This window comes from Streptomyces sp. NPDC087845, assembly GCF_044742755.1.
Lineage (GTDB): Bacteria > Actinomycetota > Actinomycetes > Streptomycetales > Streptomycetaceae > Streptomyces.
The window spans coordinates 18,932-44,953 of the sequence record NZ_JBIUVC010000018.1 but is presented as its reverse complement, the minus strand read 5'-3'; the positions used below and the strand labels follow the sequence as shown (position 1 = coordinate 44,953).

Below are 26,022 nucleotides of genomic sequence, written 5' to 3'. Positions count from 1 at the left end.
CGCGGACTTTTCCCACAGGCTGTGGACAAGCCGGGAGTCCGGACGAAACGCTGGCGTAGCATGCAGAGAAATCGTCCGGTACCCCCCGCGGACTGGAACGGAAGGCCATCGCCGCGTGAATGCAACAACCCCCAAGGAGCCCCTCGACGCGAGGGACCGCCCCGCCCGGCTCACCGTCGGCGTCGTGGGCGCGGGCCGCGTCGGCCCCGCTCTCGCCGCGTCCCTGCAGCTCGCCGGGCACCGGCCGGTCGCTGTGTCGGGTGTCTCCGACGCGTCGGTGCGCCGGGCGGCCGCCCTGCTCCCCGACGTACCGCTGGTGCCGCCCGCCGAAGTGTTCGCGCGTGCCGAACTGGTGCTGCTGACCGTTCCGGACGACGCCCTGCCCGGCCTGGTCGAGGGCCTCGCCGAGACGGGTGCGGTGCGGCCGGGACAACTGCTCGTCCACACGTCGGGGCGGTACGGGACGCGGGTGCTGGACCCGGCCCTGCGGGCCGGCGCCCTGCCGCTCGCCCTGCACCCGGTGATGACGTTCACCGGCACCTCCGTCGACGTCCAGCGGCTGGCCGGCTGCTCCTTCGGCGTGACCGCTCCCGAGGAGCTGCGGCTCGCCGCCGAGGCGTTGGTCATCGAGATGGGCGGCGAGCCGGAATGGATCGCGGAGGAGTCCCGTCCGCTCTACCACGCGGCGCTCGCCCTCGGCGCGAACCACCTGGTCACCCTGGTCGCCCAGTCGATGGAGCTGCTGCGCACGGCCGGGGTCGCCGCCCCCGACCGGATGCTCGGCCCCCTTCTCGGCGCGGCACTCGACAACGCCCTGCGCTCGGGCGACGCCGCCCTGACCGGCCCCGTGGCCCGCGGTGACGCGGGCACGGTCGCCGCGCACATAAGCGAGCTGCGCCGGCACGCACCGCAGGCCGTGGCCGGCTATCTCGCGATGGCCCGCGCCACCGCCGACCGGGCGCTCGCCCACGGCATGCTCAAGCCGGAGCTGGCCGAGGACCTGCTCGGCGTCCTGGCCGACAGCGCCGGCACCACGGGCGGCACCGGATCACAGGAGCCCCGATGACCGACACAACCGGTGCGCCCGGCACACCGCACACCCCCAGCGCCTCGCACGAACCCGGCACGCCGCACACCCCCGGCGCCTCGCACGAACCCGGCACGCCGCACACCCCCGGCGCCGCACGCCCCGCCGCCCCGCCGCACACCTCCGGCGCCGCCCCTGCCGCCGCCCTGCTGCGTACGGCCGGCGAGCTCGCCGCGTTCGCCCCCCTCAAGGGGCCGCGGGCCGTCGTCATGACCATGGGCGCCCTGCACGAGGGCCACGCCACCCTGATCCGTACCGCGCGGGCCGCCGCGGGCCCGGACGGCCAGGTCGTCGTGACCGTCTTCGTCAACCCGCTCCAGTTCGGCGAGGCCGCCGACCTGGAGCGCTACCCCCGCACCCTCGAAGCCGACCTCGCCGTGGCGGGCGCCGCCGGGGCGGACGCGGTCTTCGCGCCCTCCGTCGAGGAGGTCTACCCCGGCGGCGAACCGCAGGTCCGGATCTCGGCGGGCCCCATGGGCGAGCGGCTCGAAGGGGCGTCCCGCCCCGGGCACTTCGACGGGATGCTCACCGTCGTCGCCAAGCTCCTGCACCTCACCCGCCCCGACGCCGCGTTCTACGGGCAGAAGGACGCCCAGCAGCTGGCGCTGATCCGCCGCATGGTGCGCGATCTGAACTTCCCCGTCGAGATCGTCGGCGCGGAGACGGTCCGCGAACCGGACGGCCTCGCGCTCTCCAGCCGCAACCGCTTCCTGGACGCCGGGGAGCGGCGCACCGCCCTCGCTCTGTCCCGGGCCCTGTTCGCGGCGCGCGACAGGCTCGCCGCCCAGCAGGCGTTGCACGCCCGCGCGCAGGCCACCGCGGCGACCACCGGCCGGGCCGCCGCGCTCACCGCGCTCGGCGAGACCCGCGCGGCCGCCGACACCCAGGCGGTGGCCCTGGCCCGCCCCGTCGACGGGCCCGCGGCGGTGCGCGCCGCCGCCCGGCTGATCCTCGACGACGCGGCCCGCGAACAGCCGCCGCTCGCCCTGGACTACCTGGCGCTCGTGGACCCGGCCGACTTCACCGAGATCCCCGACGACCGCACCACCGGTGACGCGATCCTCGCCGTCGCCGCGAAGGTCGGCAGGACCCGCCTCATCGACAACATCCCGCTGACCTTCGGAGCCACCACGTGACCGGAATACGGCTGACCGCCCCCGCCCCCGGCTGGTCCATCGACGCCGACGTCGTGGTCGTCGGATCCGGCGTGGCCGGTCTCACCACCGCGCTGCGCTGCGCCGCCGCGGGTCTCGCCACCGTCGTCGTCACCAAGGCCCGCCTCGACGACGGCTCCACCCGCTGGGCGCAGGGCGGCATCGCCGCGGCCCTCGGCGAGGGCGACACCCCCGAGCAGCACCTGGACGACACCCTGGTCGCGGGCGCGGGCCTGTGCGACGAGGCAGCGGTACGGACCCTGGTCACCGAGGGCCCCGACGCCGTACGCCGGCTGATCGGGACCGGCGCCCACTTCGACACCACCGACAGCGGCGACATCGCGCTGACCCGCGAGGGCGGCCACCACCGCCGCCGCATCGCCCACGCGGGCGGGGACGCGACGGGCGCCGAGATCTCCCGCGCCCTGGTCGAGGCGGTCCGCGAGGCCGCCCTGCACACCGTCGAGAACGCCCTCGTCCTCGACCTCCTCACCGACGGGGAGGGCCGCACCGCGGGCGTCACCCTGCACGTCATGGGCGAGGGCCAGCACGACGGCGTCGGCGCGGTCCGGGCCCCCGCGGTGGTCCTCGCGACCGGCGGCATGGGCCAGGTCTTCTCCGCCACCACCAACCCGGCGGTCTCCACCGGGGACGGCGTGGCTCTGGCCCTGCGGGCCGGTGCGGAGGTCTCCGACCTCGAATTCGTCCAGTTCCACCCGACGGTCCTCTTCCTCGGCGCCGACTCCGAGGGCCAGCAGCCCCTCGTGTCGGAAGCGGTACGGGGCGAGGGCGCCCATCTCGTCGACGCGTCCGGCACGCGCTTCATGGTGGGGCAGCACGAACTGGCGGAACTGGCCCCGCGCGACATCGTCGCCAAGGCCGTCACCCGCCAGATGCAGCTGCACGGCACCGAGCACATGTATCTCGACGCCCGCCACTTCGGCGCCGAGATGTGGGAGCAGCGCTTCCCCACGATCCTGGCGGCCTGCCGCGCCCACGGCATCGACCCGGTCACCGAGCCGATCCCGGTCGCCCCCGCCGCGCACTACGCCTCCGGCGGCATCCGCACCGACCTGCGCGGACGCACGACCGTGCCCGGCCTGTACGCCTGCGGCGAGGTCGCCTGCACCGGCGTGCACGGTGCGAACCGGCTGGCGTCCAACTCCCTCCTGGAGGGCCTCGTCTTCGCCGAGCGCATCGCGGCGGACATCGTCGAGGACCGGCCCCGCGCGGACGCCGCGACGGACGGCCCGCTTCCCGCCCCCTCACCGCTGCTCGCCCCCGAAGCCCGCGGCGCGATCCAACGGATCATGACCAGGGGCGCCGGAGTCCTCCGCTCCGCCGAGAGCCTGGCCGCCGCCGCCGACGAGCTGGAGGCCCTGCACAACCGCGCCGCCGAGGCCGCCGGGACGGCCGAGCCCAAGGTCGCGGTGCCCGGCGTCGAGGCGTGGGAGGCCACCAATCTGCTGCTCGTCTCGCGCGTCCTGGTCGCCGCCGCCCGCCGACGCGAGGAGACCCGCGGCTGCCACTGGCGCGAGGACCGGCCCGAGCGCGACGACGAGAACTGGCGCCGCCACCTCGTCGTCCGGCTCACCCCGGAGCGTCAACCGGTCCTCCGTCGGACGGAGACCGAGGCATTCGGGCCCGTACGCCCGGCCCAGGCACCAGACTGCGCAGCAACAGCACCCCCGATCCACCCCGCCGACGTCACCGAGGAGCCGTAACCGTGAGCACGCCCGAAGAGAATCCGCGCCCCACACCCGTGGACGTACCGCTGATCCAGATCGGCGCGCCCGCACCGTCCGAGGGCGGCTGCGGGGACGGCTGCGGCTGCGGCGCGGACGAGTTCTACGAGCTCAACCCCCTGGAGTGCGGCCTCGACCCCGACCTCGCCCAGCTGCTGGCCGACGCGGGACTGGACCCGGTCCAGGTCGAGGACGTCGCGCACGTCGCCATCGAGGAGGACCTCGACGGCGGTGTCGACGTCACGACCGTCGCGACCGTCGCCGAGGACGCCGTGGCCACCGGCGACTTCACCGCCCGCGAGGCGGGCGTCGTGGCCGGTCTGCGCGTCGCCGAGGCCGTCCTGTCCATCGTCTGCACGGACGAGTTCGCGGTCGAGCGCCATGTCGAGGACGGCGACCGCGTCGCCCCCGGCCAGAAGCTGCTGACCGTCACCACCCGCACCCGCGACCTGCTCACCGGTGAGCGCAGCGCGCTCAACCTGCTCTGCCGGCTCTCCGGCATCGCGACCGCCACCCGCGCCTGGGCCGATGTCCTCGAAGGCACGAAGGCCAGGGTCCGCGACACCCGCAAGACCACCCCCGGCCTGCGCGCCATGGAGAAGTACGCGGTGCGCTGCGGCGGCGGTGTCAACCACCGCATGTCGCTGTCGGACGCGGCGCTGGTCAAGGACAACCACGTGGTCGCGGCCGGCGGCGTGGCCGAGGCCTTCAAGCGGGTGCGCGACGAGTTCCCGGACGTACCGATCGAGGTCGAGGTCGACACCCTGCAGCAGGTCCGCGAGGTCATCGACGCGGGCGCCGATCTGATCCTGCTGGACAACTTCACCCCGCTGCAGACCGCCGAGGCGGTCGCCCTGGTCGGCGGCCGCGCGGTCCTGGAGTCCTCCGGCCGGCTCTCCCTGGACACCGCACGCGCCTACGCGGAGGCGGGCGTCGACTACCTGGCCGTCGGCGCGCTCACCCACTCCTCGCCGATCCTCGACATCGGCCTGGACTTCCGCAACACCGACGGGGCCGACGCCTGATGCTGCTCACCATCGACGTCGGCAACACCCACACCGTCCTCGGCCTGTTCGACGGCGAGGAGATCGTCGAGCACTGGCGGATCTCCACCGATCCCCGCCGCACCGCCGACGAGCTCGCCGTGCTGCTCCAGGGCCTGATGGGCATGCACCCGCTGCTGGGCATGGAGCTGGGCGACGGCATCGAGGGCATCGCGATCTGCTCCACGGTCCCGGCCGTCCTGCACGAGCTGCGCGAGGTGACCCGCCGCTACTACGGCGACGTCCCCGCGGTCCTCGTCGAGCCGGGCATCAAGACCGGGGTGCCGATCCTGATGGACAACCCGAAGGAGGTCGGCACGGACCGCATCATCAACGCGGCCGCCGCCGTCGACCTGTACGGCGGTCCGGCGATCGTCGTCGACTTCGGTACGGCCACCACCTTCGACGCGGTCTCCGCCCGGGGCGAGTACACCGGAGGTGTCATCGCCCCCGGCATCGAGATCTCGGTCGAGGCGCTCGGTGTCAAGGGCGCCCAGCTCCGCAAGATCGAGCTGGCCCGGCCGCGCAGCGTGATCGGCAAGAACACGGTCGAGGCGATGCAGTCGGGCATCATCTACGGCTTCGCCGGCCAGGTCGACGGCGTCGTCGCGCGGATGAAGAAGGAGCTCGCCGCCGACCCCGACGACGTCACCGTCATCGCGACGGGCGGCCTTGCGCCGATGGTGTTGGGCGAGTCCTCCGTGATCGACGAGCACGAACCCTGGCTCACCCTCATCGGCCTTCGCCTGGTGTACGAGCGGAACGTCTCCCGGATGTAGTGGATACGGGGCGTACCTGCGGGAACGGCGCGGCGGACCGGTGGTTGCCGCCGCGCCGAGACGACCCGTTAAGCGGATTTTGTCCATTTAGCACGTATGGTCGCGTCATGCCCACGCCTTACGGATCACGCGGCGGTATGGCGTTCAGCGCGGATGAGCTGCGTGTGCTCCGACGCGCCCTCGCCATCGCCCTTCACCCCACGCCCCTGCCCGACGAGGACGTCCAGGACTGCTTGCGACTGGCGGGCGCCGTGGACGAGGCGGTCGGCGAGGCGGGACGGCTGCGCACGTTCCTCCTCGCCGACCTCGTCCGCTACCGCAACGCCCTGCCCGGCTCCGTCAGCGGCTACCTGGAGCTGCTCCAGGACGCCCTGGCGGGCGGATACGACCCCCGTCCCGACGACCTCGCCGCGCTGCGCGCCCTGCGCCACAGGCCGGTGGCCGCGGCCCTCCTAGAGCGCTGCCAGGTGCTCGCGGAGCGGTCGGTGCGGGCCCGCCTCGCCGGACGTGCCGTACCGGCGGCGGCCCCCGCGCCCCGCAGCAGGCTTCTCGCCCTGCCCGGTGGCCGGTCGGCCGACGAGGCCGAACCCGAACGGCCGAAGACGCCGGTGGCCCCGCCCCGGCCGACCCCGCCACCCGGACGCCCGGCACCCAAGCCCTCCGAGGTCTTCCCGCCCCGCCGCCGCCCGGCCCCGCCGCCGCAGCAGCGCGCCGCGGGATAGCCGGCCGCAACGTGGAGGGGGTGCGTGGAAGTCCGTACCGGCCTCGCTACTCTGGACGCCATGGACTACGTATCCGCGCTCGTACCCCCCGTGGTGATGGCCGCCTTCTTCATCGGCCTCGTCGTGACGATCGTCAAGAGCCAGGGCGGTCCCAACAAGGCCAAGGAGGACGCGGCCGTGGACACGGCGCTCGGCCGCGCCGAGTCGGTCCAGCAGGCCCCGCGGACCGGCGGCGTCTGACCCTCCGCATCCCGCAGCACGCAAAGGGCGCACGACTCCCCGGGAGTCGTGCGCCCTTTCGCTGCGTAAATAACCGAGCATTCCCGGCATCTGGCACTAAAGTGACATTGTGCCCCGCCAATTGGGAGATCTGGAAGACGCCGTGATGACACGGGTCTGGCAATGGAACCGTCCGGTCACCGTGCGCGAAGTCCTTGAGGACCTCCAGCAGGAACGCTCCATCGCCTACACCACCGTCATGACGGTAATGGACAATCTCCATCAGAAGGGCTGGGTCCGCAGGGAAGTCGACGGCCGCGCATATCGATATACGGCGGTCTCCACCCGCGCCGCCTACTCGGCCGCACTGATGAACGAGGCCTGGTCGCGCAGTGACAACCCCGCCGCGGCTCTTGTCGCGTTCTTCGGCATGATGTCCCCCGAGCAGCGCGAGGCCCTCCGGGACGCGATGCGGATCGTCCGGCCCGATCTGCCCGGAGCCGCCGGGCCCCCGGCGCGGGAGGCGGCCGATGAAGGAGCGGACGGGCTGGTCGACGAAGGCGCGGACGGACCGGCCGGTGAACAGGCCGGAGATCCGGTCGATGGCGCGGGCCCGGAGGCCGGGCGATAGCGTCTGGGTATGTCCTCAGAGCTTCCGCATACCGATTTCCGTACCGAACCGTCGGTTATAAACGTGGCCATCACTGTCCGCCGTGCCAGGACCAGCGATGTGCCCTCGGTCCGCCGTCTCCTCGACGGGTACGTACGTGAAGGCATCCTGCTCGACAAAGCGACGGTGACGCTTTACGAGGACATCCAGGAGTTCTGGATCGCGGAACGTGACGAGGACGCCCGGGTCATCGGCTGCGGCGCACTGCATGTGATGTGGGAAGACCTGGCCGAAGTGCGCACTCTCGCGGTCGACCACAGCATCAGGGGGGCCGGAGTCGGACATCAAGTACTGGACAAGTTGTTGCAGACCGCCCGCTGGCTGGGCGTACGGCGGGTTTTCTGTCTCACCTTCGAAGTCGACTTCTTCGCGAAGCACGGCTTCGTGGAGATCGGAGAGACGCCGGTCGACGGAGATGTCTACAGCGAGCTGCTGCGTTCCTATGACGAGGGTGTAGCGGAGTTCCTGGGTCTCGAACGGGTGAAGCCGAACACCTTGGGCAACAGCCGGATGCTTCTGCACCTGTGACCGACACAAGAAGCCGTAGCTCTATGTCCGAATCGCGCATGTTTCCCGTCTTCTTGCGATCCTGAACCTCTCCCGAGGGTTTGTGTTTTTCGAAGAAAAGCGGTTTCCTTTCCGCGTACTGCATTTTCGATGAAAGGAAATCCGGTGGCACAGAAGGTTCAGGTCCTTCTTGTCGATGACCTCGACGGTGGCGAGGCGGACGAGACCGTCACGTTCGCTCTGGATGGCAAGACGTACGAGATCGACCTCACCACGAGCAACGCCGACAAGCTCCGTGGTCTTCTTGAGCCGTACACCAAGGGTGGCCGGCGTACGGGTGGCCGTGCAGCGGCCGGCCGTGGCAAGGGCCGCGCCGTCGCGGGTGGCAACAAGGACACCGCGGAGATCCGTAAGTGGGCGCGCGAGAACGGCCACAATGTGAATGACCGCGGCCGTGTTCCCGCGGAGATCCGCGAGGCTTACGAGAAGGCCAACGGCTGAGCTGTCGACCCATCGGTCGACCGCCCCGTCCGGGCGCGCATCAACCGGACCCGGTGGCATTCCGTCGCCACCGCGTCCACGAGCCGTACAAGATCGGGAGCACCCCCACCCCTGCTCCCGAGGCCGACGAGGGCCGGGAGTTCCGGCTCCCCCTCCTGCCGCGGCCCGGGGGGTCGCAGCCATACGGCGGCCCCCGACCGGCTCGGCACCCCGCCGGGCGGCACCGGCGCGGTGATCCGGCCGTCCGTACCGACGGCGGTCAGTGAGAGGGCGACCCCGCCCCACTCCAGCCAGTCGAGCAGTCCGGGCAGTTCGTCGGCGCTTCCCGCCGCCACCAGCAGGCTCATCCGTGCGCCCGCCAGTGCCACCGGCCCGCTGCGACCCACCCGCCGCAGCGCCGCACGGCCGGCCACCGCGGGCACCTCCAGGACATCGAACCGCAGCCCGGTCACCAACCGCACCGGCGCGGTGCCCTCTGTTGCCCAGCCGAGCTCGCGCTCGTACCACCGCGCCCACCCCGCGCACTCGTCGCGGCCCCTCCGGTCGTCGGCGAACGACGGCGGGGCGGGCGGGACGGTGAGGGCCATGCCGGGAGAACGGCCGAGCCACCCCAGGGGTTACGTAGAGTCCGCGACCGGGTGCGCATTGTGTCCGGGATGGGGGCGTAGAGGCGTATTCGGGAGCGCAAATATGTTCGCCCGTAGCGGAGGGAACCGGCGCGCGCCGCATGGACTGTCTGTAATTGCGGGTAAGACATCCCTAGTGGGGAGGGGCGACACGCAGGCCCGGGCATCTCACGTTCGCCATCGGCGTACTGGCGAAAGGCGTATCTGCCTGGCCTGCGGGAACATCGTCTCGCACCATCGGGTTGGAGCAGATGTCGGCGTTCGGGGCAGGAGGCCAAGGACGGTGTCGGCAGTTGGAATGAGCGGTCCCCGCTTGCGGGACTAAGCTGCGGAAGGACAGGGAGGGGACCGACCCCTTACTGCCTGACCGCTCTGAGGAGCGATTAACGATGTTCGAGAGGTTCACCGACCGCGCGCGGCGGGTTGTCGTCCTGGCTCAGGAAGAAGCCCGGATGCTCAACCACAACTACATCGGCACCGAGCACATCCTCCTGGGCCTTATCCACGAGGGTGAGGGTGTCGCCGCTAAGGCCCTGGAGAGCCTCGGGATTTCGCTCGAGGCGGTCCGCCAGCAGGTTGAGGAGATCATCGGTCAGGGCCAGCAGGCTCCGTCCGGGCACATCCCCTTCACGCCCCGGGCCAAGAAGGTCCTGGAGCTGTCGCTCCGCGAGGCCCTCCAGCTCGGCCACAACTACATCGGCACCGAGCACATCCTGCTCGGCCTGATCCGCGAGGGCGAGGGTGTCGCCGCCCAGGTCCTCGTGAAGCTGGGTGCCGACCTGAACCGGGTGCGGCAGCAGGTCATCCAGCTGCTCTCCGGGTACTCGGGCGGCAAGGAGGCGGCAACCGCGGGTGGCCCCGCGGAAGGCACGCCCTCCACTTCCCTGGTGCTCGACCAGTTCGGCCGGAATCTCACCCAGGCCGCTCGCGAATCCAAGCTCGACCCGGTCATCGGGCGCGAGAAGGAGATCGAGCGGGTCATGCAGGTGCTGTCCCGCCGTACCAAGAACAACCCGGTTCTCATCGGCGAGCCCGGCGTCGGCAAGACGGCGGTCGTCGAGGGGCTGGCGCAGGCCATCGTCAAGGGCGAGGTGCCCGAGACCCTCAAGGACAAGCACCTCTACACCCTCGACCTCGGCGCGCTGGTCGCCGGCTCCCGCTACCGCGGTGACTTCGAGGAGCGCCTGAAGAAGGTCCTCAAGGAGATCCGCACCCGCGGCGACATCATCCTGTTCATCGACGAGCTCCACACCCTGGTGGGTGCGGGCGCCGCCGAGGGCGCGATCGACGCCGCCAGCATCCTCAAGCCGATGCTGGCCCGCGGCGAGCTGCAGACCATCGGTGCGACGACGCTCGACGAGTACCGCAAGCACCTGGAGAAGGACGCCGCGCTGGAGCGCCGCTTCCAGCCCATCCAGGTCGCGGAGCCGTCGCTGCCGCACACCATCGAGATCCTCAAGGGTCTGCGCGACCGCTACGAGGCCCACCACCGCGTCTCCATCACGGACGAGGCGCTGGTCCAGGCCGCGACGCTGGCGGACCGGTACATCTCGGACCGCTTCCTGCCGGACAAGGCGATCGACCTGATCGACGAGGCCGGTTCCCGGATGCGCATCCGCCGGATGACCGCGCCGCCGGACCTCCGCGAGTTCGACGAGAAGATCGCGGGCGTCCGCCGCGACAAGGAGTCCGCGATCGACTCGCAGGACTTCGAGAAGGCCGCGTCCCTGCGCGACAAGGAGAAGCAGCTCCTCGCCGCGAAGACCAAGCGCGAGAAGGAGTGGAAGGCCGGCGACATGGACGTCGTGGCCGAGGTCGACGGCGAGCTGATCGCCGAGGTCCTGGCCACCGCGACCGGCATCCCGGTCTTCAAGCTGACGGAGGAGGAGTCCTCCCGGCTGCTGCGCATGGAGGACGAGCTCCACAAGCGCGTCATCGGCCAGAAGGACGCCATCAAGGCCCTCTCGCAGGCGATCCGCCGTACGCGAGCCGGTCTGAAGGACCCGAAGCGCCCCGGTGGTTCGTTCATCTTCGCCGGTCCGTCCGGTGTCGGTAAGACGGAGCTGTCCAAGACGCTCGCCGAATTCCTCTTCGGCGACGAGGACGCGCTGATCGCGCTCGACATGTCGGAGTTCAGCGAGAAGCACACGGTTTCCCGCCTCTTCGGTTCTCCCCCCGGTTACGTGGGTTACGAAGAGGGCGGCCAGCTCACCGAGAAGGTGCGCCGCAAGCCGTTCTCCGTCGTTCTCTTCGACGAGGTCGAGAAGGCCCACCCCGATATCTTCAATTCCCTGCTCCAGATTCTGGAAGACGGTCGTCTGACCGACTCCCAGGGCCGGGTCGTGGACTTCAAGAACACGGTCATCATCATGACGACCAACCTCGGGACCCGGGACATCTCCAAGGGCTTCAACCTGGGCTTCGCCGCCCAGGGCGACGTCAAGACCGGCTACGAGCGGATGAAGAACAAGGTCAACGAAGAGCTCAAGCAGCACTTCCGCCCCGAGTTCCTCAACCGTGTCGACGACACGGTCGTCTTCCACCAGCTCACCGAGGAAGACATCATCCAGATCGTCGACCTCATGCTCGCCAAGGTGGACGAGCGCCTGAAGGACCGCGACATGGGCATCGAGCTGAGCTCGGAAGCCAAGTCGCTCCTGGCGAAGAAGGGCTACGACCCCGTGATGGGCGCCCGGCCGCTGCGCCGGACGATCCAGCGCGAGATCGAGGACATCCTCTCCGAGAAGATCCTCTTCGGTGAGCTGCGCCCCGGTCACATCGTCGTCGTCGGCACCGAGGGCGAGGGTGAGGAGAAGACGTTCACCTTCCGCGGCGAGGAGAAGTCGGCTCTGCCCGACGTCCCCCCGATCGAGCAGGCGGCGGGCGGCGCGGGACCGAACATGTCGAAGGACGTGTGAGGACGCGTCCTGGCGCCTGAGCATCCGCAGGGGCTGCCCCGGAACCGTGGAAACGGTCCGGGGCAGCCCCTTTTTGCCGGGTCCGCCGGGTCCGCGAGTCCGGCGAGTCCGCCGGGCCGCTGTGCTGTCGTCAGCGGCGTACGTCGAGCCCTTCGCCGCCGACGACCTGATGGCTGCCGGTGATGGCGACGCGGAGTCCGGGCAGGACTTCGAGCGGGGTCAGATCGATGTGCCCCCCGTACGTGGGAGGGGTGAACAGGAACGACTTCAGCGAGGGGAAGACCTGGGGGATCCGCTCGAACCCGCCGACGGGTTCCGTGTCGCAGCGGAGCACCAGTTCCCTGACGGACGGGACGGCCGCCTCGCTGTCGAATTCCGTCAGGGACACCACGCGCACGGTGACGTCGGTGACCCTCGGGGTCCGCCGCAGGGTCGCGAGCAGGGGCCGCACCGGTGTGAGGGATTCCAGCCGGAGGCTGTCCAGGAGTGACCAGCCGTCGAGCGAGTCGATCTCCAGCGGGACCGCGCCGCGGATGCTCAGCGAGCGTACCCGGGGCAGCGGGGGCAGCCGGGGCAGCTGCTCGGCCGTCACGTTCCTGAGGTCCAGGTAGCTCAGCCGGCCCGAAGCGGAAGCCAGCACGGAGAGCGCGGCGTCCGGCAGATGGCTCATGTCCAGCTGGAGCGACCTCAGTGCACGGAGCCCGGCGAGCGGGCCGAGGTCCCGCACGGCCGGGCAGTTGTGGAGGAAGAGGTCCATGAGCCGTTCCCCGCAGCCCGTCAGGAACGACAGGTCCGTCACACAGGGGTTCTCCCCGATGGCGAGGTCGGTCCACTGCCTGCCGCGCAGCGCCGCCTGGAGTTCGGACGAGGTGAACCCGCCGGTGATCCGCAGATTGCGGGCCTCCGGCAGATGGCGCAGGGCGGCCAGCTGCTCCCTGGAGGTGATCTTCAGGAGGTGGTACTCCAGGTCGAAGGTGGCGAGGACCTGTTCGGCGTACGCGGCCACCGGGTATCTGTGCCAGTTCTCCCGGAAGGCATAGCTGAGGTGCTGATGGGCCAGGGCCCATCGGCGGGCGTACGGCACGGCCTTCGCGCCGCCGATCTCGTTGATCAGTTCCGCGACGGTGCGGGCGTCCTCCGGGGTGACCGCGGCGGACGCCGGGTCGGGGAGGTGGTCCAGGGCGGCCGGCCCCAGGCGGGAGAGCAGCCGTACGTCCCGGTCGGACCTCGGCGGGAACAGCGCGTCCACGGCGGTGCGGACCCTGGCGCGTGTCGTCTCGTCCAGCCAGGTCGCGTGCTGGGCGCAGAGCGCGGCCAGCACCGTGATCTCCTCCCGGTAGACGGTGTCGGCCGGTCCCGGCTCCACGTCCAGCAACCCGTTGACCAGAGCGGGGTGTTCGCGGCGGCCGCAGTGGCCGGCCGCCAGCAGGATGACGTCGTGCCACTGCTGCGCGCCCGCCCGGCCGAGCAGTTCGTTCAACTGGTCGCCCTCGACGAACTCCTTGGCGGCGAGGAAGTCCTGGAAGGTGCGGTGGGCGAACTGGTAGACGCCGTCGGCGCGTTCCTGGAGGACCCCGCTGCGGTTGAGGAGATGCGTCAGGACGTCCTCGGCCGAACCCTGCTGCCGTACCTGCTCCATGCCCGGCAGGGCCCGTTCCAGCTGGCGCAGCGCCTGGGGGCGCTGGAGCTCCGACTGGCCGCCCCGCACCAGCCAGATCGCGATGCGCTGGAGGAGCTGGGCCTGCTCCTCCACATTCATCGTGATGCCTTCGGGGGCCTCGATCCTGCGCTGTTTGTCGCGGTCGCCCAGGAGCATGGTGAGCGCCGAGTCGTACAGGCTCCAGCGGGTCTCCGGCAGGATGCCCTGACGGCGTCGGTGCAGGGCGCAGATCACCGCGCAGAGCAGCGGGGTACGGGCCAGATTGCGCAGCGCGGTGTTCTGGGCGAACTGCTGGGTCAGATCCCGTTCGAGGCGTTCGAGGGTCTCGTGGTCGTCGTCGTCCAGCCGGGCGGCCCGGTGCCAGGCGGCGACGAATGCCTCGACGTCCTCGTTCCGCATGGGCAGCAGCCGCAGCTCCTCGAAGCCCTGCGACATCAGCCAGTCCGGCTCGACGGCGAGCGGGCGCACCGTCGCCACGCAGCGGATGCCCGGGTACCGGTCGAGGAGACGGGACAGCCAGTCGTGCGCCTGCTCGCGGTCGTCCTGCGGGACCTCGTCCAGTCCGTCGACCAGCAGCAGTGCCCGGCCGGACTCCAGGACCCGGCCGACCCAGCCCTCCGGGGCCTCGTCGATCACCAGCCGGGCCGCCGCGGGCAGCTGCGCGGGGGCGGGGAACGTGCCGCCCTGGGCGCGCAGCGTGCGCAGCGGGACGACGAACGGCACCAGGCCGTTGAGCGCGGCCAGCCGCGAACCCAGCGTGCGCGCCGAGGCGTGTGCGGCCAGCCACCACAGCAGCGTGGTCTTCCCGGCGCCCGCGTCGCCGCGCAGCAGTACCCGGGGGCGGTCGGAGAGCAGCGCGTCGATCCGCTGGGGCGACCGGAGGGTCTGCGGGGCCGGGCCGGTGGGGTTCTGCTGGGCCTCCAGGCTCAGATACGCGGTGTCCAGATCCCACTCGGAATCGCGCCGGCCCAGCTCGTCCAGCCCGAAGATCTTCGTACGCCGGTACGCGGCACCGACCGCGGTCGCGTACTCCTCCTCGTACCGCATGTCCCTGGGGAAGTGGCCGTGGACCCGCTCGTGGCGCAGCGCCGTGCCGGACTGCCGGTAGACGAGCTCGAACGGCGGCGCGGCGAGGAGCGGGGCGAGCGGTACGCACTCCACGCGCCGGCCGCCGCGCTGCCGGGGGATCTGCCGGGCGATGCCGAGCAGGACGTTCCCGGCGAAGACCGGGCCGCCGGACATGCCCCGCAGGGCCGGGGGCTCGTGGTCCGTCCGGGCGGCGGGCGGGCCGTCCAGCTCGCAGACGAGCAGACCGCGCAGGTGGCCGGCCATGGGCAGGGCGGTGGCCGTGTACTGGTCGGCCTCCAGACGCTGCTCGGGGCCGTACCGCTGGATGTCGGGGAAGCCGATGATCTCGCAGCCGGGGAGCGCCTGGTCGCTGTGGAGGACGCCGAGCCGTACGGGGGCGACCGGGAGCACCGGGACCGCGGTCAGCAGGAGCGCGGCGTCGAGGTCGTGGTCGATCCAGGCGACCGTGGCCGGTGTGCGGTCCGGAAGGCCGGGGTGGGCGACGGCGGCCCGGCCGCCGCCCTTCACCACGTGGGCACAGGTCAGCACGAGCCGGTCGGTGAGCAGGGCTCCGCTGCCCTGGGCGGCCCCGGCCCCGGTGCCGAGGACCACGACCGTGCGTGCCGCGGGCGGCACGGCGGCCGTGGGTGGTGCGGTGCTCACGGCCGCGTCGCCCCGCGGCCGAAGTGCGCTGTGCTGCCCTCGTCCTCGTGGCCGATCCGCCAGGGCTCGCCGGTCGTGGCGTCGCGCGGTTTCAGGGTGAAGGCGACCTTGTGCGTGCGGCCGGTCGCGCGGGAGGCATCGGCGCCCGCTTCGACCACCCAGGCCTTCACCTTGGTGCCGCCCTTGACCTCCTTGCGGAGTTCGAGGGTGAACTCCATCTGGATGTCGCCGACCTCGAAGGCCACGGGGCGGCCGGTCGCGCGGCCTGCGGCGTCGATGAGCTGGTTGCGGATCGACTCGACGGCGTCGGCGAGTTCGATGCCGTCCATGTCGCTGGTGCCTGCGGTGTCACTGGCCATGGCCTGTCCCCCCGGGAGCTGAGCTGGTCGCCGTGTCAGCGTAGCCAGGTCGCGGGCCGAAGGTCCCGAATCGGACGGCCTTTCGTCCCGGCGGCGGTGACAAGGCACACAGCCCTTCCGGGGCCTACTAGGGGTGATAGGGGAGGGTGCCGTGGTCGCGTCAGGGGCCCCGGCCCCGGCGTGGGGTGTGGCTTTCGAGGGCGTGGAGAGAGGAGCCTGAATTACTAGGTTCAGTACGGTTCGACCGGTTTGTAACTGGGGTTAAACCTGTCCGAAAAAAGAGTTTCGACGCGTCGGGATGTCGAGTGGGCGAAGCCGTCGGCAGTGAATTCCCGAGGTGCTTGATACGGCTTTTGTTCGTAGATGGGGTGTTTGAGCACGGCGGGGGGTGCGGGTTACCAAGGGATGGCCAGCCCGGCCGGAGCGCCGGGTCCAGTCATCTCCGGAGGATTTTCGCTTATGTCGAAGCGCGTTTCGTTCCAGCACTCCCGCCGCCCGTCGCTGTCCCGTGTCCGTGGCGCCGTGGTGGCAGCCGGCCTGGGGACATCGATGGTTCTCGGCGCGGGTGCTGCGTTCGCGGCCGGCACGACGGGCGTCTCCGGCACCGCGAGCCTGATCGACAGCGTCGCGGCCCGATCGGTCGCCGAGCAGGCGGCCGTGCAGGGCAAGGCGGCCGAGGCGGCCAAGGCGGAACGCGCCGCGGCCGAGAAGGCGGCCGCGAAGAAGGCCGCCGGCTGGGCGGCCCCGGTGAACCGCTACGAGCTGAGCGCGAGCTTCGGCAACGACGGCAGCCGCTGGGCCCACAAGCACTCCGGCCAGGACTTCGCCGTGCCGATCGGCACCAGGGTCGCGGCCGCGCACAGCGGCACCGTCGTGAAGGCCGGGCCGAACGGCGGCGGCGACGGTCCCGCGTACGGCAACGCCGTTGTGATCAAGCATGCCAACGGCATGTACTCGCAGTACGCCCACCTGTCGCGGATCGACGTACGCATCGGCGAGACCGTGAAGACGGGCGAGAAGATCGCCCTCTCCGGCAACACCGGCAACTCCAGCGGTCCGCACCTGCACTTCGAGATCCGCCACACCGCCGACTACGGTTCCGCGGTCAACCCGGTCTCGTTCCTGTACAAGGAGGGCGTCCGGGTCTGACCCGGACGGGCGGGCCCCCGCTACTCCCCGGAACCCGGGCTGTGCGCCCGGGTGACCAGCTCGCAGGCGACTTCGAGGACGGCCTTGCGCTTGTCCTCGGGGTCGCCTTCGAGGTCCTTGAGGGCGAACATGCCGGCGTGCATCGCGAAGAGCGCGGTGACGCAGCGCACCTGGTCGGTCAGGGGTGCCTCGGGTTCCTTGATCAGGTCGATCACGGCGAGGAGGCGGTCCTTGATGGTGCCCCCGATGCTGAGATCCCGTACGGTCGCCTGGTTCTCCTGCATGAACCGGAAGAGCGGGGCGGTCGATGCCAGGGCCTCGCTGTAGCGGTGCAGGAGCTCCTGCTTCGTCTCCAGGGTGCGGGGCTGCTCCCTGCCCCATGCGATCAGCTCCTCGATCGGCCGGTTCCGGTCGTCGAAGATGCTGACCAGGATGTCTTCCTTGGTCTTGAAGTGGTAATACAGCGCGGCCTTGGTGACATCCAGCCGCTCGGAGATTTCGCGCAGGGAGGTCTTCTCGTAGCCCTGTTCGGCGAAGAGCTCCAGGGCGACGTCCTGGATCCGCTGGCGCGTGTTGCCCCGGCGTGGCTGCGGCGTGCTGCCCATGACGCTCTCCTCGAAGCTTACTTGACGACCGGCTAGTTACCCGTCTACTTTGCCCAGTGTAGTCAACTAGCCGGGCGGCAAGTAAGTCCCCGGTGTGCACCGGGGAACAGGGGAGTGGGGACCAATGTCCGATGTGAAGAAGGCAGCAGGCGGGGAGGCGGGCGACCTGCCCGCCGGAATACCCGGGAAGCAGCAGCGCAGCGTACGGGTGGTGATGCTGGCCCTGATGATCACGATGCTGCTCGCCATGCTGGACAACCTGATCGTCGGTACGGCCATGCCGACGATCGTCGGTGACCTCGGCGGCCTGGAGCACCTGTCCTGGGTCGTCACCGCGTACACGCTGGCCACTGCGGCCTCCACCCCCATCTGGGGCAAGCTCGGTGACATGTACGGGCGCAAGGGCGTGTTCCTCACGTCCATCGTGCTCTTCCTGATCGGCTCGGTGCTGAGCGGAATGGCCCAGGACATGGGCCAGCTGATCGGCTTCCGGGCGGTCCAGGGGCTCGGTGCGGGCGGACTGATGGTCGGCGTCATGGCGATCATCGGCGACCTGGTGCCGCCCCGTGAGCGCGGCAAGTACCAGGGCATGATGGCCGGTGTCATGGCCGTCGCCATGATCGGCGGACCGCTGGTCGGCGGCACCATCACCGACCACCTCGGCTGGCGCTGGAGCTTCTACATCAACCTGCCGCTGGGCGCGATCGCCCTGGCCATGGTCACCGCCGTGCTGCACCTGCCGAAGCGGGGGCGCACCGAGGCGAAGGTCGACTACCTCGGCGCCGGGCTGCTGACCCTCGGCATCACCGCGATCGTGCTGGTCACCACCTGGGGCGGTTCGGAGTACGACTGGAACTCCGCCGTGATCATGGAGCTCATCGCGATCGGTGCCGCCGCGCTCGTCGGTTTCCTCTTCGTCGAGACGAAGGCCGCAGAACCGATCATCCCGCTGCACATCTTCCGCAACCGCAACTTCACCCTGATGTCCGTCGTCGGTTTCATGTCGGGCTTCGTGATGTTCGGCGCGGTGCTCTTCCTGCCGCTGTACCAGCAGTCCGTCCAGGGTGCGTCGGCGACCAACTCGGGGCTGCTGCTCCTGCCGATGCTGCTGTCGATGATGGCCGTGTCGCTGATCGCCGGACGGGTCACCACCAGCACCGGCAGGTACAAGATCTTCCCCGTCGTGGGCTCGGCCCTGATGGTGACCGGTCTGTTCCTGCTCTCGCAGATGGACACCGGCACCACCCGCCTCACCTCGGGCATCTACATGGCGGTGCTCGGCGCGGGCATGGGCTTCCTGATGCAGATCACGATGCTCGTCGCGCAGAACAGCGTGGACATGAGGGACATGGGAGTCGCCTCCTCCGCGACCACCCTCTTCCGCACGCTCGGCAGCTCCTTCGGCGTCGCGATCATGGGGGCGCTGTTCACCGGGCGGGTGCAGGACGAGATGGCGGCCCGCGGTGGCGGGGGAGCCACGGCGAAGTCCGCGCAGCTGGACGCGGCGAGCCTGGCGAAGCTGCCGGACGCGGTGCGTGAGGCGTACCAGTTCGCGGTGTCGTCCGGTACGCACATCGCGTTCCTGGTGGGCGCCTCGGTGGGCGTCGTGGCCCTGCTCGCATCGGTGTTCGTCAAGGAGGTCCCGCTGCGGGGAGCGGCCCCGGAGGTCACGTCACCGGACAGCACGGAGACACCGGCCGCGGCCGGTGAGGCCAGGCAGTCCGAGACCGTCTGACCGTTCACGGCACACGAGCGGCGCAGGAGCGGCGCACGGCGTACGGGCTGGCGTACCGAGTGGCCCACGGCGTACGAGCCCGCGTACGAGCGGCGTACGGACGAGCCCGCGTACCGAGTGGCCCACGGCGTACGGGCCCGCGCACGAGCTGCTCGTACGGACGGGCCCGCGTGCGAGCGGCTCACCGCGCCGACGGCGTACGGGCTGTGCACGAGCCCGCGTACGAGGAGGCTCCCGGGGCGCGCCCCGGGAGCCTCCTCCTGTATCCGGTTCAGCCGCCGGTCCGTCTGCGGCCGGTCCCCGCGCTCTCCCCGTCGCCGCTGTCCGGTGTGCGCTGTTCGGACAGGCGCAGGACAGGGAAGCTGCCGGTGTTCGTCGGCGCGTGCTCGGGCAGCCACAGCACGGCGATCGCCCCGCCCGTGCCCTTCGCCGCCCCGTCGGGCCCCGCGTTGCGGAAGGTCAGCCGGGCCCCCAGGACCCGGGCCTGACCGGCGGCGATCGTCAGTCCGAGACCGTGCCCGTGCCCGGCCCGGTCGCTGCTTCCGGTACGGAACCGGCTCGGGCCCTCACGCAGCAGCGCCGCCGGGAACCCGGCACCGTGATCGCGGATCCGCACCACCCGGCCCTCGACCGTGACCTCCACCGGCGTGGCACCGTGCTTGGCGGCATTGCCCAGCAGATTGCCGAGGATCCGCTCCAGCCGGCGCGGATCGGTGCTGACCCAGGACTCGTGCACGACCTGCACCCGCACATCCGGGTCCAGCAGCGCGACCCGCCGGCTGACGAACTCGCCCAGCGCGATCTCCTGCAGCTCGGCCCGTTCCGACGCGCTGTCCAGCCGCGCCACCTCCAGCACGTCCTCGACCAGGGTGCGCATCGCCTGCGCCCGGTCCCGTACGAGCTCGGTGGGGCGGCCCGGAGGCAGCAGCTCGGCCGCCGTCAGCAGACCCGTCACCGGCGTACGCAGCTCGTGCGCGATGTCCGCGGTGACCCGGCGCTCCGCCTCGATCCGTTCGTGCAGCGCGTCCGTCAGCGCGTCCACCGCGCGGGCCAGCTCGTCGGTCTCGTCCTGGACCACGCCGCCGACGGCCTCCCGTACCCGTACATCCGTCTGGCCCTGCGCGACCCTGCCCGCCGCGGCAGCCGCCTTGCGCAGCCGGCGCGACAGCTGCCCGCCGATCAGCACGCCCAGCGCACAGCCGCCGAACACCACCGAGACCGAGCCGATGATCAGTGCCCGGTCGAGGTCCCCCATCACCGTGGCGGTGCGGTCGGCGAAAGGGGTGTGCAGCGAGAGGACATTGCCGTTGCCGACCGGCACGGCCGCCCACACGTCGGGCACCCCGTTCTTGAGCTCCTGGACATGCGTGGCACGCCGGTTCCGGCTGGTCTCCGCGCGCAGGCTGCGCGGCATCGTCGGGTCGTTGAGCTTGGCGCCGAACCGGGGATCGGCCTTCTGCGTCTTCTTCGCCTCGTACAGCAGCTGCGCGTACTTCAGCCGTTCCAGCTGGACCTCGCGCGCGTTCTCCAGCATCGAGACCCGGGCGGCGTTGTGGACGACGAAGCTGAGCGCGACCGCGGTCAGCGCACCGACCGCGGCGATGGCGATGCTGATCTTCCAGCGGACACCCGTCCGCAGGGCGAGCCGCTTCATGGCCTGAGTTTGTAGCCGAAGCCGCGGACCGTCTCGATCCGGTCCTGGCCGATCTTGGTGCGCAGGCGCTGCACATGGACATCCACGACCCGGGTGTCACCGCCCCACCCGTAGTCCCAGACCCGCTCCAGGAGCTTGTCGCGGGAGAGCACCGTGCCGGGCGCGGCGGAGAACTCCAGCAGCAGCCGCATCTCGGTCGGGGTCAGCGCCACCTGTTCGCCGGCCCGGTGGACCTCCATGCCCTCGGTGTCGACCTCCAGGTCGCCGAAGGCCAGCACCCCGCCGACGTGCTGCGGCTCCGGCTCCCCGTTGCCCGGCTGCCCGCCCGACGCATGGCCGAAGCGCCGCAGCACGGCGCGGATCCGGGCGACCAGGACCGCCCCGTCGAAGGGCTTGGTGACGTAGTCGTCGGCACCGGCCTCCAGGCCGAGCACCACATCGATCGAGTCGGCCCGTGCCGACAGCATGATCACGGGGACGGTCGACTCGTCGCGGATACGGCGGCAGAGGCTGACCCCGTCGAGGCCCGGCACCATCACATCGAGCAGGGCGATGTCGGGACGGTCGGCCCGGAACGCCTCCAGGCCCGACAGGCCGTCGGGCATCGCGGTCACCGCGAAGCCGTCGCGCTCCAGCGCCAGCTGGGTGGCCTCGCGGATGACGTCGTCGTCCTCGACGAACAGGACGTGGGTCTCGGCCATCGGACTGCTCTCAGTTCTCCGCCGGCTGAGCGGATCCCGGAAGACCGGCCTCTCCGTCACCGACGGCTCGGTTGAAGTCGTTGTGCACCCGGTCGTGCTCGCTGAACCGGTTGTTCGCCCAGTGGTAGGTGATCACTTCCTCGCCGGAGGGGTACGCGACCGAGTCCTTCTTCCCGTACACCTGGGCCGTCACCACCAGATCACCGCGGTCGATGGTGCCGTACACCGCGGGCTGCTCGATGGCGAACACGTTCTCGTACGTGCCGTTGCTCCGCGGGCGGTACACATAGGTGCCGACGCCCACCGAGTCGCCGCAGGTCATCACGTTGACCACGACGTCGGGCGAGGAGGCGCCGGTCAGGGTGCCGTACGAGGAGTCCACCGGGTACTCGGAACCGCTGCAGGGCTTCAGGTCCGTCCTGACCCGCTCGCCGACCTTGGGGTCGCCCTTGAGCAGCGACACGGGATCGACCCGGGGCGTGGGCTTCGCCGTGGACGGCGGATGGACGCTCGGCGTGACCTGGGCGGCCGGCTCGGTGCCCGCCGGGCCCTCGTCACGGGTGCCGGTCCCGCCGGTGGCGCAGCCGGCCGCGAGCAGCCCGAAGGCGGCGAGCCCGACCAGAGTCGTGGTGCTCGCCGCCCAGCCGGTCAGGGCCCGGCCACGCCCTCCGGCGGCCTCGCGGCCGCCGTCGTCCCTTCCGCCGCCGCGGTCGTCGCCGCTGCCGCTGTCACCGCTGGCTGTCAGGCCGCGCACCGCTCCCGCCCCCGTTCGTCCATACGCCCACCCGCCTGCGCCCGTACCCGCGCCGTCGCCCGCGTACGCGCCGGGGCGCCGACGGCCGGAACACGGCCGGCCGCGGTCGGTCCCTGCTCCTCGCGGAGCCGGGCCTCCGTGCTCGCCGCCTCACGGCTCTCCAGCTCCTCGCGCAAGCGCGCCAGCGCGCGGTGCAGCGTGCTCTTCACCGTACCGGTCGACATGCCGAGCGCCGCCGCCGTCTCCTCCGTGCTCATCTGCTCCCAGTGTCGCAGCACGACGACGCTGCGCTGCTTGGGAGCCAGGACGCCCAGCACGTCCATCAGCAGGGCGCGGTCGGCGCGCTGCTCGCTGCCGTCCTCGACGCTCGCGTCGGGCAGCTGCTCGGTGGGGACCTCGTCCAGCTTGCGGGCCCGCCACCACTCGGTCCGGGTGTTGATCATGACGCGACGCAGATAGGCGTCGGCGAGGGACTTGTCGGCGATGCCGTCCCAGCGGCCGTACGTACGGACCAGGGCGGTCTGCAGCAGGTCCTGCGCGTCCACCGGGTCCGGAACCAGTCGGCGTGCACTGCGCAGCAGTGCCTCCTGCCGAGTGCGTACGTACTCCTCGAATTCGAGCACCTCGCCCTGCGCCATTCCAACCGCCTCCGTCCCCGTAGAACCCCGTAGAACCGCCGCCAGCCATCGATCGGTCGGGCTGACGTCGATGACGGTACGGAGCTGTTGTCACGGGGCTGTGCGGAGCAGCCATACGCCGACGCACGGCTGTCCATCAGTTGTGTAACAGCGGCGGAGCCAGGAGCCGCGGGGTCAGCTCAGCGGCAGCCGGTAATGGCCGTCGGCCAGCGGTTCGACGAGGCCGTCCGCGACCAGTCCGTCCAGTGCGCGAGCCCGTTGCACCGGCTCGTCCCACACCGCGTCCAGTGCCGACTGCGGCACCGGCGTCACGGCGTCGCGCAGCACGGCGAGCAGCCGCCCGCGCACCTGCCGGTCGGTGCCGGCGTAGGTCTGACCACGCCGCGGGGGCCCCTGGTGGGCGGGCTTCCCGGCCAGCCGCCAGGCACACTGCCCGGCGATCGGACACTGGGTGCAGTCCTCGTTCTTGGCGGTGCAGACGAGGGCGCCGAGCTCCATCGTCGCGGCGGCCCAGCGGGCGGCCCGCTCGTCCTCCTCGGGGAGCAGCGCGCGGGCGAGCTTGCGCTCGGCGGCGGTGGTCGCGTTCGGCGGGTACTGGATGCCGGTCGCGGCCCGGGCGAACACCCGGCGGACGTTCGTGTCGAGTACGGCATGGCGCTGCCCGTACGCGAACGAGGCCACCGCCGCCGCGGTGTACTCACCGATCCCGGGCAGGGCGAGCAGCTGACCGTGCTCGCTCGGTACGTCGCCGCCGTGCCGTTCCGTTATTGCCTGCGCGGCTCCGTGCAGGCGGAGCGCGCGGCGCGGGTAGCCGAGCCGGCCCCAGGCACGGACCGCCTCACCGGGCGGCTCGGCAGCCAGGTCCGCCGGGCGCGGCCAGCGGGCCATCCACTGTTCGTACACCGGAAGGACCCGGCTGACGGGGGTCTGCTGCAGCATGAACTCGCTCACCATCACACCCCAGGCGCCCGCTTCGGGACGGCGCCAGGGCAGATCGCGGGCGTGCTGTTCGAACCACCCGATGACGGGAGCATGGAGGGAGGCGGGGGGCGTCTGTGTCGCAGTCATGGCAGTCATCGCACCCACGATCCTGGCACGGAAGCGCAGACGAGGGCTCCGCGCACGGTGGTGTCGCTCCTCCTGGGGGCCCTTGGAGTGATAATGCCACCCGTCTGTCCCCCCGGAATCCGGCAACCGGCCCAAGGGGGCTCCCCCCGGGGGCGTCAGTGCCGTCCGTGCCGCCGCCGGGATCCCCCGCTCCGCCGCCGGGACCGGACCGCCGTCCCCGTACTCGGCCCCGGCCCCGACACCAGGGCCGCCACCGGCGCCCCGCTGCCCCGTACCGTTTGGGCGAGCGACCGGGTCGGCCGGTACAGCACGGCGACCGCCGCGGCCGACACCGCGGCACCCAGCAGCAGGCCGACCGCCACGTCGTGCGGGTAGTGCACCCCGACGAAGACCCGGGAGAAGGCCATCAGCAGGGCCAGGGGCACGGTGAGCCAGGCCAGCCGGGGCCGGGCGATCGCCAGGGCGACGGCTGCCGCTCCGGCGATCGCGGAGTGGTTGCTGGGGAACGACCAGTCGCCCGTCGGCGGACACGGCACCAGCGAGGCCGCCGCCCCGACGACCGTCCGGCACGGCCGCTCCTCGTCCACCATCGACTTGAGCACCTCGCTGCCCACATAGGCGAAGGCCGTCGCGAGGGGCGCGAGCACCGCCAGCGCCAGGGCGGCCTCGTCCGCCCGGCGGGCACGCCACCACCCGGTGATGAAAAGAACGCCGAAGACCAGGAGACCGAGCTCCGTCCATGTCTCGGCCACGTGTTGCACCCATGACGGCATGTCATGAGCGAAGTCGGTGATGTCCCGGTAGAGCGGCGCAGTAGCTGAACTATCCATGTGACAGAGGGTAGTCAACGAAATCCAGTGGTCATCTTCGGCGGTCCAGGGGCCCGATCCGGCGGAAGTACGGGCCCGAACAGGCCGAACCGGGATGATGATCCGCAAAACTTCGGGTTCGGGCGGCGGGTGGGGCGGGAGTCGGCGCCGATCTCTCGTACAGTTTGCGCTGTGGGATCTTTGCGTAATCCGATCGGGCCGCTTCCCTCCACCATCTACTGGCGACGGAGGGCGGTAGCGGCGACGCTGGTCGCGCTGCTCGTGTTGCTGATCGTATGGGCCGTCACCTCCGGCGGTGGCAAGGCGAACACGGACGACTCCCGGCCCGGCGGATCGGGTCCCGTGCGCGAGATCACCCCCGGCCCCACCCCGTCCGGCCCGGCCATCGGCCAACAGCCGGGCGGGCGCGACGAGTCGGACGACTCGGGCGGGAGCGACGGAGACGCCACCGGTACGGGCGCGGGCTCCGGCGGCGCGAGCGGTGGCAGCGACGGTACGGACACCGGCAGCGGTACGGGCGCCGGAGCAGGTGGCGCGAGCGGCGCCGGTGCGGCGACCGGTCAGCAGGTCCCGGCGGACTCGCCGCTCCCCAACTGCGCCGCCGACGCACTCCAGTTGAGCCTGAAGACCGAGCTCAGCTACAGCCCCGGCGAGAAGCCGAAGTTCCGGTTGGTCGCCAGGAACACCTCGTCCACCACCTGCAAGGCCGACTTCGGGCCGAAGAGCGCGGTGCTCACCATCACCGAGGCGGGGGGCGACGACAACCAGGTGTGGTCCTCCAAGGACTGCCCGCGCAACGCCGGCAGCCTGCTGCTGAAGGTCCCCGCGGGTGCGACCGTCGTCCACACCGTGGAGTGGGACCGGAAGAAGAGCGTCCCGAAATGCGCGACGCCGCCGTCGGGAACCGCCGGGCCCGGTACGTACCTGGTCGAGGCGAAGGCGCCGGGCGAGCCGGTGCAGCGGGCCTCGTTCGTCCTCGCGAAGGACTGAGCCGCGAAGGGCCGAGCGGTGAGGGGCCGAGTCGTGAGGGGTCGAATCGCGAAGGGCTGAGTCACGGACGGCTGACCCGCGAAGGGCCGAGTCGCGAAGGGCCGCGTCACGGAGGGGCGAATCGCGAAGGGCCGAGGGGGCGGGCCGGCGGGCGGGGGGCCGAGGGCGGTCCCGGAA

At 71.4% G+C, this 26,022-nt stretch carries 24 protein-coding genes; 14 read left to right on the top strand and 10 right to left on the bottom strand.

The window, feature by feature from the left end; all coding sequences use genetic code 11:
* Positions 1–115: 115 nt before the first annotated feature.
* The 10 genes from ACIOMQ_RS33640 to ACIOMQ_RS33595 all read left to right on the top strand — a co-directional run bounded on the left by ACIOMQ_RS33640 (position 116) and on the right by ACIOMQ_RS33595 (position 8,427).
* A complete protein-coding gene (locus ACIOMQ_RS33640; RefSeq protein WP_401262540.1) occupies positions 116–1,066 on the top strand; it encodes a Rossmann-like and DUF2520 domain-containing protein in 951 nt (316 codons plus the stop codon).
* Positions 1,063–2,223, top strand: coding sequence for a pantoate--beta-alanine ligase (gene panC, locus ACIOMQ_RS33635; RefSeq protein ID WP_402191603.1), 1,161 nt, complete (start codon positions 1,063–1,065; stop codon positions 2,221–2,223). The genes ACIOMQ_RS33640 and panC overlap by 4 nt, the downstream gene beginning before the upstream one ends.
* Positions 2,220–3,965 carry an L-aspartate oxidase gene (locus ACIOMQ_RS33630; RefSeq protein WP_402127977.1) on the top strand — a complete coding sequence of 582 codons (1,746 nt, stop codon included), beginning with the start codon at positions 2,220–2,222 and terminating at the stop codon, positions 3,963–3,965. The genes panC and ACIOMQ_RS33630 overlap by 4 nt, the downstream gene beginning before the upstream one ends.
* 2 nt (positions 3,966–3,967) lie before the next feature.
* Entirely contained in the window at positions 3,968–5,011 is a 1,044-nt protein-coding gene (nadC, locus tag ACIOMQ_RS33625) for a carboxylating nicotinate-nucleotide diphosphorylase (RefSeq protein ID WP_402191600.1), read from the top strand.
* Positions 5,011–5,808, top strand: a complete 798-nt coding sequence (locus tag ACIOMQ_RS33620; protein ID WP_362193582.1) for a type III pantothenate kinase — start codon at positions 5,011–5,013, stop codon at positions 5,806–5,808. The genes nadC and ACIOMQ_RS33620 overlap by 1 nt, the downstream gene beginning before the upstream one ends.
* Positions 5,809–5,945: 137 nt before the next feature.
* Positions 5,946–6,530, top strand: coding sequence for a hypothetical protein (locus ACIOMQ_RS33615; protein ID WP_401757332.1), 585 nt, complete (start codon positions 5,946–5,948; stop codon positions 6,528–6,530).
* 60 nt (positions 6,531–6,590) lie between these two features.
* On the top strand, positions 6,591–6,770 hold the full coding sequence (locus ACIOMQ_RS33610; protein ID WP_362193782.1) for a hypothetical protein: 180 nt from the start codon (positions 6,591–6,593) through the stop codon (positions 6,768–6,770).
* 109 nt (positions 6,771–6,879) lie between these two features.
* Complete coding sequence (locus tag ACIOMQ_RS33605; RefSeq protein WP_362193585.1) at positions 6,880–7,380, top strand: BlaI/MecI/CopY family transcriptional regulator; 501 nt, start codon at positions 6,880–6,882, stop codon at positions 7,378–7,380.
* Positions 7,381–7,389: 9 nt separating this feature from the next.
* Complete coding sequence (locus tag ACIOMQ_RS33600) at positions 7,390–7,947, top strand: amino-acid N-acetyltransferase (RefSeq protein ID WP_362193588.1); 558 nt, start codon at positions 7,390–7,392, stop codon at positions 7,945–7,947.
* Between the two features lie 144 nt (positions 7,948–8,091).
* Positions 8,092–8,427, top strand: a complete 336-nt coding sequence (locus tag ACIOMQ_RS33595; RefSeq protein WP_362193591.1) for an Lsr2 family protein — start codon at positions 8,092–8,094, stop codon at positions 8,425–8,427.
* Here the strand turns inward: ACIOMQ_RS33595 and ACIOMQ_RS33590 are convergent.
* Positions 8,406–9,014 (bottom strand): SCO3374 family protein, encoded by a 609-nt coding sequence (locus tag ACIOMQ_RS33590; protein WP_362193594.1) that lies wholly within the window; start codon positions 9,012–9,014, stop codon positions 8,406–8,408. The genes ACIOMQ_RS33595 and ACIOMQ_RS33590 overlap by 22 nt on opposite strands.
* Positions 9,015–9,442: 428 nt before the next feature.
* Between ACIOMQ_RS33590 and ACIOMQ_RS33585 the strand changes: the two genes are divergently transcribed.
* On the top strand, positions 9,443–11,971 hold the full coding sequence (locus ACIOMQ_RS33585; protein WP_362193597.1) for an ATP-dependent Clp protease ATP-binding subunit: 2,529 nt from the start codon (positions 9,443–9,445) through the stop codon (positions 11,969–11,971).
* Between the two features lie 130 nt (positions 11,972–12,101).
* Here the strand turns inward: ACIOMQ_RS33585 and ACIOMQ_RS33580 are convergent, their stop codons facing one another.
* Positions 12,102–15,362: an NACHT domain-containing protein gene (locus tag ACIOMQ_RS33580; RefSeq protein ID WP_402191598.1), complete on the bottom strand. Its 3,261-nt coding sequence runs from the start codon at positions 15,360–15,362 to the stop codon at positions 12,102–12,104.
* Positions 15,359–15,721, bottom strand: a complete 363-nt coding sequence (locus ACIOMQ_RS33575; RefSeq protein WP_402191595.1) for a trypco2 family protein — start codon at positions 15,719–15,721, stop codon at positions 15,359–15,361. Before ACIOMQ_RS33575 ends, ACIOMQ_RS33580 begins: the two co-directional genes overlap by 4 nt.
* A gap of 459 nt (positions 15,722–16,180) precedes the next feature.
* Here ACIOMQ_RS33575 and ACIOMQ_RS33570 point away from each other — a divergent pair, with 459 nt between their 5' ends.
* On the top strand, positions 16,181–16,870 hold the full coding sequence (locus tag ACIOMQ_RS33570) for a M23 family metallopeptidase (RefSeq protein ID WP_362193606.1): 690 nt from the start codon (positions 16,181–16,183) through the stop codon (positions 16,868–16,870).
* A 20-nt stretch (positions 16,871–16,890) separates the two neighbouring features.
* On the opposite strand, the gene ACIOMQ_RS33565 is transcribed toward ACIOMQ_RS33570, so the two are convergent.
* Positions 16,891–17,475 (bottom strand): helix-turn-helix domain-containing protein, encoded by a 585-nt coding sequence (locus ACIOMQ_RS33565; protein ID WP_362193609.1) that lies wholly within the window; start codon positions 17,473–17,475, stop codon positions 16,891–16,893.
* Between the two features lie 124 nt (positions 17,476–17,599).
* Here ACIOMQ_RS33565 and ACIOMQ_RS33560 point away from each other — a divergent pair, with 124 nt between their 5' ends.
* Complete coding sequence (locus tag ACIOMQ_RS33560; protein WP_362193612.1) at positions 17,600–19,210, top strand: MDR family MFS transporter; 1,611 nt, start codon at positions 17,600–17,602, stop codon at positions 19,208–19,210.
* Between the two features lie 271 nt (positions 19,211–19,481).
* On the opposite strand, the gene cseC is transcribed toward ACIOMQ_RS33560, so the two are convergent.
* The 6 genes from cseC to ACIOMQ_RS33530 form a co-directional block, all read right to left on the bottom strand.
* Positions 19,482–20,864 (bottom strand): two-component system sensor histidine kinase CseC, encoded by a 1,383-nt coding sequence (gene cseC / locus ACIOMQ_RS33555; protein ID WP_362193615.1) that lies wholly within the window; start codon positions 20,862–20,864, stop codon positions 19,482–19,484.
* Positions 20,861–21,565, bottom strand: coding sequence for a two-component system response regulator CseB (gene cseB, locus ACIOMQ_RS33550; RefSeq protein WP_362193618.1), 705 nt, complete (start codon positions 21,563–21,565; stop codon positions 20,861–20,863). The genes cseC and cseB overlap by 4 nt, the downstream gene beginning before the upstream one ends.
* A gap of 10 nt (positions 21,566–21,575) precedes the next feature.
* The gene (locus ACIOMQ_RS33545) at positions 21,576–22,319 is read right to left on the bottom strand and encodes a hypothetical protein (protein ID WP_362193621.1); all 744 of its coding nucleotides are present in this window, start codon (positions 22,317–22,319) and stop codon (positions 21,576–21,578) included.
* Positions 22,307–22,957 carry a SigE family RNA polymerase sigma factor gene (locus tag ACIOMQ_RS33540; RefSeq protein WP_362193624.1) on the bottom strand — a complete coding sequence of 217 codons (651 nt, stop codon included), beginning with the start codon at positions 22,955–22,957 and terminating at the stop codon, positions 22,307–22,309. The genes ACIOMQ_RS33545 and ACIOMQ_RS33540 overlap by 13 nt, the downstream gene beginning before the upstream one ends.
* Positions 22,958–23,131: 174 nt before the next feature.
* Entirely contained in the window at positions 23,132–24,034 is a 903-nt protein-coding gene (locus tag ACIOMQ_RS33535) for an A/G-specific adenine glycosylase (protein ID WP_362193627.1), read from the bottom strand.
* A gap of 146 nt (positions 24,035–24,180) precedes the next feature.
* Positions 24,181–24,855 (bottom strand): phosphatase PAP2 family protein, encoded by a 675-nt coding sequence (locus ACIOMQ_RS33530; RefSeq protein ID WP_402191591.1) that lies wholly within the window; start codon positions 24,853–24,855, stop codon positions 24,181–24,183.
* Positions 24,856–25,026: 171 nt separating this feature from the next.
* Between ACIOMQ_RS33530 and ACIOMQ_RS33525 the strand changes: the two genes are divergently transcribed.
* The gene (locus tag ACIOMQ_RS33525) at positions 25,027–25,845 is read left to right on the top strand and encodes a hypothetical protein (RefSeq protein ID WP_362193633.1); all 819 of its coding nucleotides are present in this window, start codon (positions 25,027–25,029) and stop codon (positions 25,843–25,845) included.
* Positions 25,846–26,022: the final 177 nt, after the last annotated feature.

Excerpts from the sequence above, each read along its gene's own strand:
- panC (WP_402191603.1), top strand. The coding sequence starts at position 1,063 with ATGACCGACACAACCGGTGCGCCCGGCACACCGCACACCCCCAGCGCC.
- ACIOMQ_RS33620 (WP_362193582.1), top strand. The coding sequence starts at position 5,011 with ATGCTGCTCACCATCGACGTCGGCAACACCCACACCGTCCTCGGCCTG.
- ACIOMQ_RS33615 (WP_401757332.1), top strand. The coding sequence starts at position 5,946 with ATGGCGTTCAGCGCGGATGAGCTGCGTGTGCTCCGACGCGCCCTCGCC.
- ACIOMQ_RS33610 (WP_362193782.1), top strand. The coding sequence starts at position 6,591 with ATGGACTACGTATCCGCGCTCGTACCCCCCGTGGTGATGGCCGCCTTC.
- ACIOMQ_RS33600 (WP_362193588.1), top strand. The coding sequence starts at position 7,390 with ATGTCCTCAGAGCTTCCGCATACCGATTTCCGTACCGAACCGTCGGTT.
- ACIOMQ_RS33590 (WP_362193594.1), bottom strand. The coding sequence starts at position 9,014 with ATGGCCCTCACCGTCCCGCCCGCCCCGCCGTCGTTCGCCGACGACCGG.
- ACIOMQ_RS33585 (WP_362193597.1), top strand. The coding sequence starts at position 9,443 with ATGTTCGAGAGGTTCACCGACCGCGCGCGGCGGGTTGTCGTCCTGGCT.
- ACIOMQ_RS33575 (WP_402191595.1), bottom strand. The coding sequence starts at position 15,721 with ATGGCCAGTGACACCGCAGGCACCAGCGACATGGACGGCATCGAACTC.
- ACIOMQ_RS33570 (WP_362193606.1), top strand. The coding sequence starts at position 16,181 with ATGTCGAAGCGCGTTTCGTTCCAGCACTCCCGCCGCCCGTCGCTGTCC.
- ACIOMQ_RS33565 (WP_362193609.1), bottom strand. The coding sequence starts at position 17,475 with ATGGGCAGCACGCCGCAGCCACGCCGGGGCAACACGCGCCAGCGGATC.
- ACIOMQ_RS33560 (WP_362193612.1), top strand. The coding sequence starts at position 17,600 with ATGTCCGATGTGAAGAAGGCAGCAGGCGGGGAGGCGGGCGACCTGCCC.
- cseC (WP_362193615.1), bottom strand. The coding sequence starts at position 20,864 with ATGAAGCGGCTCGCCCTGCGGACGGGTGTCCGCTGGAAGATCAGCATC.
- cseB (WP_362193618.1), bottom strand. The coding sequence starts at position 21,565 with ATGGCCGAGACCCACGTCCTGTTCGTCGAGGACGACGACGTCATCCGC.
- ACIOMQ_RS33540 (WP_362193624.1), bottom strand. The coding sequence starts at position 22,957 with ATGGCGCAGGGCGAGGTGCTCGAATTCGAGGAGTACGTACGCACTCGG.
- ACIOMQ_RS33535 (WP_362193627.1), bottom strand. The coding sequence starts at position 24,034 with ATGACTGCCATGACTGCGACACAGACGCCCCCCGCCTCCCTCCATGCT.
- ACIOMQ_RS33530 (WP_402191591.1), bottom strand. The coding sequence starts at position 24,855 with ATGGATAGTTCAGCTACTGCGCCGCTCTACCGGGACATCACCGACTTC.